General features: G+C 43.5%; 8 protein-coding genes. 7 read left to right on the top strand and 1 reads right to left on the bottom strand.

Going from position 1 to position 9,970, the window contains the following annotated elements; translation table 11 throughout:
• Window positions 1-651: 651 nt before the first annotated feature.
• From ccsB to OSCI_RS10740, 6 genes are all read left to right on the top strand, one after another.
• Window positions 652-1,701 (top strand): c-type cytochrome biogenesis protein CcsB, encoded by a 1,050-nt coding sequence (gene ccsB, locus OSCI_RS10720; protein WP_007354955.1) that lies wholly within the window; start codon window positions 652-654, stop codon window positions 1,699-1,701.
• Between the two features lie 116 nt (window positions 1,702-1,817).
• Window positions 1,818-2,222: a KGK domain-containing protein gene (locus OSCI_RS10725; protein WP_007354956.1), complete on the top strand. Its 405-nt coding sequence runs from the start codon at window positions 1,818-1,820 to the stop codon at window positions 2,220-2,222.
• Window positions 2,223-2,465: 243 nt separating this feature from the next.
• Window positions 2,466-5,204, top strand: coding sequence for a valine--tRNA ligase (locus tag OSCI_RS10730; protein ID WP_007354957.1), 2,739 nt, complete (start codon window positions 2,466-2,468; stop codon window positions 5,202-5,204).
• Between the two features lie 89 nt (window positions 5,205-5,293).
• A complete protein-coding gene (locus OSCI_RS10735; RefSeq protein ID WP_007354958.1) occupies window positions 5,294-5,770 on the top strand; it encodes a hypothetical protein in 477 nt (158 codons plus the stop codon).
• A gap of 78 nt (window positions 5,771-5,848) precedes the next feature.
• Window positions 5,849-5,953: a ribbon-helix-helix domain-containing protein gene (locus OSCI_RS32430; RefSeq protein WP_019486883.1), complete on the top strand. Its 105-nt coding sequence runs from the start codon at window positions 5,849-5,851 to the stop codon at window positions 5,951-5,953.
• A 244-nt stretch (window positions 5,954-6,197) separates the two neighbouring features.
• The gene (locus tag OSCI_RS10740; RefSeq protein WP_007354959.1) at window positions 6,198-7,772 is read left to right on the top strand and encodes a photosystem II high light acclimation radical SAM protein; all 1,575 of its coding nucleotides are present in this window, start codon (window positions 6,198-6,200) and stop codon (window positions 7,770-7,772) included.
• Window positions 7,773-7,793: 21 nt separating this feature from the next.
• On the opposite strand, the gene clpX is transcribed toward OSCI_RS10740, so the two are convergent.
• Window positions 7,794-9,176, bottom strand: a complete 1,383-nt coding sequence (gene clpX, locus OSCI_RS10745; RefSeq protein WP_007354960.1) for an ATP-dependent protease ATP-binding subunit ClpX — start codon at window positions 9,174-9,176, stop codon at window positions 7,794-7,796.
• A 294-nt stretch (window positions 9,177-9,470) separates the two neighbouring features.
• Here clpX and OSCI_RS10750 point away from each other — a divergent pair, with 294 nt between their 5' ends.
• A complete protein-coding gene (locus OSCI_RS10750) occupies window positions 9,471-9,926 on the top strand; it encodes an aspartyl protease family protein (RefSeq protein ID WP_007354961.1) in 456 nt (151 codons plus the stop codon).
• The last annotated feature ends 44 nt before the right edge of the window (window positions 9,927-9,970 follow it).

Genomic DNA, 9,970 nt, shown 5'->3' on the forward strand with positions numbered 1-9,970 from the left:
GACGTTTATAAGAGGCCATCGAAAACACGAATGGATGGGCAGACAAGTGGCGATTATAGGCTTCATATTTGGCTAAGTTTAAGGCAACTAGTCAGTTTTTTTAAGCTTAACCTAAAGAGTGTCTTTTTTTCTGCCTTTGAGATTCAAATTTTACTTACTTTTTTGTGGACGGGCGATCGCGTCTCTACTCCAAAACTGTCCGGAGTATTGTAATTCAATAGTCAGATGTTCAGGATGATAACCATGATCTAAGAGGATTGTGATTTTGGGAATATGGTTCTTCCGTATTTAGCATACTAAATACGGAAGAACCGGAGTCCTAAGTAAAATGCAATTATTGAATTTGCCTTCCGACTTCTGTGATAAGTCCTAGAACCGCCTTCTTGCTATCCTTCACCAACGCGATCGCAAAATTCATCTGCCCATTCTAAAGAATAGCTGAACCTTTGCCCCCTGATTGCGTGCCTTTCCAACTCGGACTAATAAGTGGGCTAAGCGATCGCAACTAGGCTGAGTATGTTGTTAGGATAATTCCCTAAAAAGCCCACAATCGCAGAAAATCCCTTTGTTCAACAACAAAAAGCCCCATTCCCCAGTAGGATCGATATGCTTAGGTATAGATACACTAAAACTTCATAGGAGAACTCTTTGATGGATCTGGTTGCACTCCAGAACTCGCTGGATAATATCTCATTTGCCATTCTCTTCGCCACCATGCTGATTTACTGGGGAGGCGCAGCATTTCCTGGTATCCCCTATCTGTCAGCTTTAGGTACTGCGGGAATGGCGATCGCCAATCTTGCGATCGCAGCTTTGCTTGGGGCTCGCTGGCTAGAAGCCGGTTATTTCCCCTTAAGCAACCTTTACGAATCCCTATTTTTCTTAGTTTGGGGGATTACAGCCATCCACATCCTGGCTGAAAATATGAGCGGATCTCGCTTAGTCGGAGTAGCTACATCCCCCGTAGCAATGGCAATTTCAGCCTTTGCCACCCTCACTTTACCCGAAACCATGCAATCAGCGGAACCCCTAGTTCCCGCCCTCAAGTCAAACTGGCTGATGATGCACGTTAGCGTGATGATGCTGAGTTATGCAACTTTAATGGTAGGCGCACTCCTAGCGATCGCCTTCCTGATCGTCACTCGCGGCCAAAACATCATACTCACAGGTAGTTCTTTTGGAACCAACAGCAACCGCAACGGTGACAACCACCTCCAACGCCCTGAAAACCTCGTAATTCAACCACAAGATAATCTACTTACTTCCCCTGCAACCACTGCAACCTCTAACAACAATGGTCACAGCAAAACCGCTGTCTTAGAATTAGTTGCAACCCAAACATCCCCCGTTTCAAAAACTGAACTCCTCTCTCCTCAGCGCTTGAATTTAGCAGAAACTCTCGATAACATTAGCTATCGTATCATTGGTTTGGGATTTCCCCTACTTACCATTGGCATCATCGCCGGCGCAGTTTGGGCTAACGAAGCTTGGGGTTCCTACTGGAGTTGGGACCCGAAAGAAACTTGGGCACTAATCACTTGGTTAGTATTTGCCGCCTATTTGCACGCCCGCATCACTCGCGGATGGCAAGGACGAAAACCTGCAATTTTAGCAGCAACAGGATTTTTCGTAGTTTGGGTCTGCTATTTAGGAGTTAATCTATTAGGAAAGGGCCTTCATTCTTACGGCTGGTTTTTCTAATCAAAGTCATTGAAACCCGCGCAGGCGGGTTTAGTTTGTGTAGATGCGGTTTCAACCGCCCAATAAACGCGGCCTTAACCGCCGACAAAATGAAATAATTACCAAGGACAATCAACATGAACAATACAGATAATTTGCTCAATAGCGACGATGTTTTATCTGCCAGTGCCAGCGCTTTAATGTTTCAATGCACGTTCAAAGTTAGCGAATTGATGACCATCTTACAGTCAAAAATATCCGACGAAGAATTGTTTATTGACGGCATAGAGTGCGAACTTTTAAGTCCTGGGCAAAACTGGAAAAAAGGAAAAGTTAGGTTGCGTTTAGAATTTACACCCGATACTTTAGAAGTAGAAGATAACTCTTATAATGTAGGAGATGAAGAAGAGACTGTTCCCGGAGCAAATAACGGTTATCCAACTACAGATAATGGTCAGGGAAATTCAGAGCCAACTTACAACGAGCTTCCTATATCCATGTATCCCGACGGCAACCCTGAAAGTGTAGGAATGTGGAGCTAAATATTGGTAATTGTTAGTTGTTAGTTGTGAGTTGTAGAACAAGGAACCCAGAAACCGGGTTTTTTACGAAAATACTTCGTTCCCGCCCACAGATTCCATAAAAACCCGGTTTGTTTCTCTGCTCATAGCGCATAAATCCTGAATAAGCAATTACCAATTACCAACTACCAACTACCAATTACCAACTACCAATTACTAACAACTAACAACCAACAACCAACAACTAACAATTACCAATTACCAATGACCCCCAACCTACCCCCTCAATACGATCCCTTCGCCACCGAAGCTAAGTGGCAAAAATATTGGGAAGACCACCAAATTTTTAAAGCCGACCCCGAAAAAGGTGGCGAACCTTATTGCATCATTATCCCACCTCCAAACGTCACCGGCAGCCTCCACATGGGCCACGCTTTCAATAACTCCTTAATTGATGCACTAATTCGCTATCACCGCATGAAAGGCGATAATACCCTTTGTCTCCCCGGTACGGATCACGCCAGCATCGCAGTTCAAACTATCCTCGAAAAACAACTCAAAGCTGAAGGCAAAACTCGCTACGATTTAGGCCGCGAGAAATTCCTAGAAAAAGCTTGGCAATGGAGAGCAGAATCCGGCGGTACAATAGTTAATCAACTGCGACGGCTGGGATTGTCCGCCGATTGGTCGCGGGAACGCTTCACAATGGATGAAGGCTTATCAAAGGCAGTATTAGAAGCTTTTATTCGACTCTATGAAGAAGGGCTAATTTATCGCGGTAATTATTTAGTTAACTGGTGTCCCGCCAGTCAGTCAGCCGTATCAGATTTAGAAGTAGAAAATAAAGAAGTTAACGGTAATTTATGGCATTTCCGCTATCCTCTTACTGATGGTAGCGGCTATGTGGAAGTAGCGACAACTCGACCCGAAACAATGTTAGGTGATACCGGAGTTGCAGTTAATCCTAATGATGACCGCTACAAACATTTAATTGGCAAAACTATAACTCTGCCAATTATGAATCGCCAAATCCCTATTTTTGCCGATGAATTAGTCGATCCAACCTTCGGGACTGGTTGCGTGAAAGTCACTCCCGCCCACGATCCTAATGACTTTGAAATGGGTCAACGTCATGGGTTGCCGTTTATTAATATTATGAATAAAGACGGTAGCTTAAATGAAAATGCAGGCCCGTTCCAAGGACAAGACAGATTTGCCGCCAGAAGGAATGTTGTTAAACAGCTAGAAACTGATGGTTTTCTGGTAAAAATTGAGGAGTATAAGCATAAGGTTCCTTATAGCGATCGCGGTAAAGTTCCAGTTGAACCCCTCCTGTCAACTCAGTGGTTTGTCAAGATTCAACCGCTGTCTGAAACTGCTTTAGAATTTCTGGATAAAGAAAATCAACCAGAGTTTATACCTGCACGTTGGACAAAAGTTTATCGCGATTGGCTAGTTAAAATTAAGGATTGGTGTATCTCGCGGCAATTATGGTGGGGACATCAAATTCCTGCTTGGTATGCTATCAGCGAAACTGGCGGAGAAATTACTGATTCTACACCTTTTGTGGTTGCTAGAAATCAAGCGGAAGCAGAAGAAAAAGCTCAAGCAAAATTCGGGGAAAATGTCAAGATCGAACAAGATCCAGATGTGTTGGATACTTGGTTTTCATCGGGACTATGGCCGTTTTCGACAATGGGATGGCCGGAGGAAACACAGGATTTAGCAAGATATTACCCCAACACTACTTTATCAACTGGTTTTGATATCATCTTTTTCTGGGTTGCCAGAATGACGATGATGGCGGGACATTTTACGGGTAAAATGCCATTTAAAACTGTTTATATTCACGGTTTGATGTTAGATGAAAATGGCAAGAAACAAGCAAAAACTGCTGGTAATGGCATCGATCCGCTGATTTTAATTAATAAGTACGGTACTGATGCTTTGCGTTATGCCTTAATGCGAGAAACGGCGGGTGCGGGTCAAGATGTACGCCTGGATTACAATCGCAAAACTCAGGAGTCGGCGACTGTGGAAGCGTCGCGTAATTTCACTAATAAGATGTGGAATGCGGCCCGGTTTGTGATGATCAGTTTAGAAGGGAAGACACCGCAACAATTGGGTGCACCTGTAGAGGGTTTAGAATTGTGCGATGGTTGGATTCTTTCTCGCTATCATCAAACTGTAGAAGCAACTCGCAACTATATCGAGAATTACGGTTTGGGAGAAGCTGCTAAGGGACTTTACGAGTTTATTTGGGGTGATTTTTGCGACTGGTACATTGAGTTAGTTAAGTCTCGCTTGCTACCCGATGCCGATCCTACCTCAAAGCAAGTTGTGCAGCAAACTTTAGCTTATGTACTGGAAGGGATTTTAAAATTATTACATCCTTTCATGCCCCATATTACTGAGGAAATTTGGCATACTCTCACTCAAAAAGGTGAAGAAGAATGTCTCGCTTTGCAAGCTTATCCAGAGGCGGATAAATCTCTAATTGATGCTGAATTAGAACAGCACTTTGAGTTGTTATTTGGTACAATTAGAACAATTCGTAACTTACGAGCGGATTCTGACATTAAACCCAGCGTTAAAGTGACAGTAATTCTGCAAAGCGAAAGCGAGAAGGAACGCCAAATCTTGACAGTAACAGAATCGTACATTCAAGATTTAGCTAAGGTTGAAAACTTGACTATTACTCGGAGTTTAGATCCTAATTCTCCGCTGCTTAAGGGGGGCGATGGTGGATCTATTGCGGGAGTTGTAGGGACTGTGCAAGTAATAATTCCTCTAGCGGGAGTGGTAGATATTGCAGCTTTACGCGCTAAATTAGAGAAGAAACTTGGCAAAGTGGAAGCGGAAGCAAAATCTATTTCTGCACGTTTGAATAATCCTAAGTTTGTAGAAAAAGCTACTTTAGAAGTTGTTCAAGGTGCGAAAGATGCTTTAGCTGAAGCGGAGAAACAGGCGGAAATTTTGCGCGATCGCATAAATCAATTTTAAACCGTAGCGCCGCCCTTTGGCAATAAAATTACCGCCCAGAGGGCGGCGTTACGAATAGCTAAGTCCTAATAATTGGCAGAAAAATAGCTATGTTACACTTAGCTCAAGTAGAAAAGGAAAAAATTTTAGGACAAATAGCTTTAAGATTACTGGCTTGCCAACAACCGGACAATACTTGGGCTATTCTTGGGGAAAAAAATGTTTTCCTTACTATAGATACAATTCTCAACTCAAGTTTTAACTACACCTTCAATGAAGGCATATTAGTGTTAGTAGAGATTACAGAGCATCAGGAAATTTCAAGTATTAAAGACGCAACAGAATGGGTACTTAAACTCGTACAGCAATATTTAACTAAAGGAATTACGCCAGATTTTTTACAGCAAGAATGTGAAAAAGCCGAACAGTGCAGACAGATTTTAACATTACAAAGCCAAGAATTATCGCGCCGCGCTATAGAAATAGAAGCACGGCGGGAACAGATTCAAACCTTAGAAGAAAAACTCCATCGTGAGAAACAGCTTTTGGAAATGATGGCTGCCAAATTAAAAGCACAACCCAATTAATAGTAAGATTGTACTTCTGGACAAGACTTCCATACAATGCTATAATCTAAGATAGATTGAATCCGGGAATAAAGACTTATGAACATCACCTTAAAACCCGAACAAGCCGAGTTAATCCCACAAAAACTCAACAGTGGTAAATACCATAATGCTGAAGAAGTAATTGCCGAAGCATTCCAATAGCCTTTGAGCTCAACTAGTCTTCCAGTGGCAGCGATCGCAACGTCACAGATCGGTCGGTTTCCTGTCCGAACTCCTGATATTTTTGAGATAGGAAACGTCTATAACAACACAGGCTGCCTATCTTTACTTTACCACAACCTTGCTCAATCTTTACCCGGCATGGGTTTCGGGAGGGTTGTCACCCTCCCCCAGGTTCAAATCAATAACCCTCTAAAATTCGTAAATTTCCAATATAATAAACATCATGGAAAACCGAGTTCTCTACGTTCGTCTCCCTTGCAATCCCATTTTCCCAATTGGAGTTGTCTACCTCTCGGATCATGTTCACAAGCTGTTTCCAGACGTGAAACAGAAGATTTTCGATCTGGGTGCAGTGCCTCCTTTAGACTTTAATAGCGCCTTAGATGCTTGCGTAGATGAATTTCAGCCAACATTGCTAGTTTTCTCCTGGCGAGATATTCAGATTTACGCACCAGTTGGCGGTAGAGGCGGGAACCCGCTTCAGAATGCCTTTGAGTTTTATTATGCTAAAAATCCTTTGATTAAGATGCGAGGCGCATTAGGGGGACTGCGATTAGCGACTTCCTACTATGCGGAACTTTGGCGCAATTTGGGGTTAATTAAACGGGGGTTGAAACGCGCCCAAAAATATCATCCCGAAGCACGTTTAGTGGTGGGTGGTGGTGCTGTAAGCGTGTTTTATGAGCAATTGGGCCGGAGTTTACCAGCAGGAACAATTGTCTCCGTAGGTGAGGGAGAGGCGCTGTTAGAGAAATTGTTGCGGGGTGAGGATCTTAGTAACGAACGGTGTTATATTGTTGGCGAAACTACGCCGCGCGATCGCTTAATTCACGAAAAGCCAGCCAATATTGAAAAAACCGCTTGTAATTACGATTACATTGAAACCATCTGGCCGGAATTACAGTATTACTTTCAAGACCAAGATTTCTACGTTGGCGTACAAACTAAACGCGGCTGTCCTCATAATTGCTGCTACTGCATTTATACAGTAATTGAAGGTAAACAAGTGCGGATTAATCCTGCGGATGAAGTAGTTGCAGAAATGCGGCAACTATACGATCGCGGCATTCGTAATTTCTGGTTTACCGACGCTCAATTTATCCCCGCACGTAAATACATCGATGATGCTGTTGAGTTATTGCAGAAAATCCTTGATGCTGGGATGACTGATATTCACTGGGCCGCTTATATTCGCGCAGATAACTTAACGCCGCAGTTGTGCGAATTAATGGCAAAAACGGGGATGAATTACTTTGAAATTGGCATTACTAGCGGTTCCCAGGAACTCGTTAGGAAGATGCGAATGGGTTATAATTTGCGTGTAGTTTTGGAAAATTGCCGCGATTTGAAGGCGGCTGGTTTTAACGATTTGGTTTCGGTGAATTACTCATTTAATGTGATTGATGAAACCTTTGATACGATTCGCCAAACTATTGCCTATCATCGGGAATTAGAACGGATTTTTGGCGCTGATAAGGTGGAACCTGCAATTTTCTTTATTGGGTTGCAGCCTCATACTATTTTAGAAGAGTATGCGTTTAAGAAAGATATTCTCAAACCTGGTTACGATCCAATGAGTTTAATGCCTTGGAATGCCAGGAAGTTGTTGTGGAATCCTGAACCTTTGGGTTCATTTTTTGGGCAAGTTTGTTTAGATGCTTGGCAAAGAAATTCTAATGATTTTGGCCGCGAAGTGATGGCAATTTTAGAGGAAAAATTAGGATGTGCTGATTTGGAAGAAGCGTTAAGTGCGCCTGTGGAAGTGAAGGAGAAAAAGTTAGTAACAGTTAACGGTTAACCGTTAACTGTTAACTAACAATTAAGCAGTTTCGTGCTGTTTTCGCCAAGCGGGATGCCATAACAACTCCGCAGTCGATCGCTTCTCCACCATTTCCTTAGTGATAGTACATCGAGCCACATCCTTGCGGGAAGGTAACTCGTACATCACATCCAGCATCAACTCTTCCAAGATGCTGCGGAGAGCCCGCGCACCAGTTTTGCGACGATAGGCCTCCTGTGCGATCGCCTTCAGCGCATCCCCTTGAAATTCTAACTGCACATTGTCCATCTTCAGCAGCTTTTGATATTGCTTAACCAGCGCATTTTTGGGCTCAGTTAATATCTCCATCAAAGCCGCCTCGTCTAAGGGCGAAATCACCGTCACAACAGGCATCCGTCCCACAAACTCAGGAATTAAGCCAAACTTCACTAAGTCATCAGGTTGTGCGTGTTGCAAAATATCTGCTGCACGTTTATCCTTTGCCGGAATACCATTAGCTATACCTTCCGCTTCTTGGGGCTGAATAAAGCCCAAAGATTTCTTACCAAGACGCTGTTCAACTATTTTTTCCAAACCAACAAAAGCACCGCCACAGATAAATAGAATTTTGCTAGTGTCAAGTTGAATAAAATCTTGGTAAGGATGCTTGCGGCCACCTTGAGGGGGGACATTTACTACCGTTCCTTCTAATATTTTCAGCAAAGCTTGCTGTACGCCTTCGCCGGAAACATCGCGCGTGATCGAAGTGTTTTCGCTTTTACGGGCAATCTTGTCAATTTCATCAATGTAAATGATACCGCGTTGGGCAGTTTCTACATCAAAGTCTGCCACTTGTAGCAGTCTGAGTAAGATATTTTCCACATCATCACCGACATAGCCGGCTTCAGTCAGCGTCGTTGCATCCGCTACCGCAAAGGGAACATCCAGCATTTGCGCCAAACTTTGAGCAAGGAGGGTTTTGCCGCAACCTGTGGGCCCAACGAGTAAGATATTGGATTTTTGGAGTTCTACGGCATCATCAGGGGTAGGCTTGGTAGCCTTATCTCGATCCACACTCAAACGCTTGTAGTGGTTGTAAACGGCCACTGAAAGCACTTTTTTCGCCGAGTGTTGGCCGATTACGTGGTTGTCCAAATGTTGCTTGATTTCTACTGGTTTGAGAATGGCAGTTGTAGAGGTTTTGGACTTTCCGGGTTTGCGTGGTTGCGATCGCGTGGGGTTTGAGAGAGATTCTCGCATCTCTGAGTTAGACGTTCCCACAGCAGCTTTGCTTGAGTCAAAAAACTCCTCTTCTAAAATTTCGTTGCACAGTTCCACACACTCATCGCAAATGTACACGCCGGGCCCGGCAATTAACTTACGGACATACTCCTGCGACTTGCCACAAAAGGAGCATCTTAATTGGGAATCATATTTAGACATATCTGCCTCTTACATTACTGTTGCGGTTGTTTGTCCCGATGAGGGGAGCTGCGGCTGGATCGACTTTTGCTGTATCCCTTGGGAGTTAGGCTTTTCGCTCTCTACTTCTAAACTAGCACTGACTGCTATTTATTTGAGGAAAGAAACTATTTGCGGTTGCTGGGCTTGTTTTCTGGGAGGTGCGTTGGCAAAGTCCGCCGTAGGCTCGCTATTTCCTGGTAGAAAGGTGCGATCGCGTCTCAGTTAGCAAAACTCATATAATCTAAGTAGGAAAAGAGCGAAAGGTAATTTTATATGAAAGAATTAAATAAATTAGAACTAGATGGAATTAAGAACATGGGGGCAGTTTACACTCAGGTTAAGCTGACAAATGCAATAGATGAAGCTCTAGTCAGTCGGGGTTTGCTCGCACCTCGGCTATTGCGTGAGTGTGAAACGGAAGGTCTAGTAGATACAGGCTCAGTTTACCTAGTAATTTCAGCAAAGATAGTAGAGCAGTTAGGTTTACGAATTATAGCACAGCAGCTTGTCAAGTATGCTGATGGTCGTCAGGAAACTGTAGGAGTAACGGAGGCTATATTAATTGAAGTTGAGGGGCGTAGGACTACGGAGGATGCACTGGTGACAGGGGATGAGGTATTAATTGGTCAGGTGGTTTTGGAGAAGTTAGATTTGCTTGTAGATTGTAAAAATCAGCGGTTGATGGGTAATCCAGCTAATCCTGATTATCCTGTAACTTATATTAAGTGAAAAGAAGGGGCTAGGGACTAGGGACTAGGGACTAGGGAAAGAGG

The sequence above is a fragment of the Kamptonema sp. PCC 6506 genome (genome assembly GCF_000180455.1).
In the GTDB taxonomy this organism is placed as follows: Bacteria; Cyanobacteriota; Cyanobacteriia; order Cyanobacteriales; family Microcoleaceae; genus Kamptonema; species Kamptonema formosum.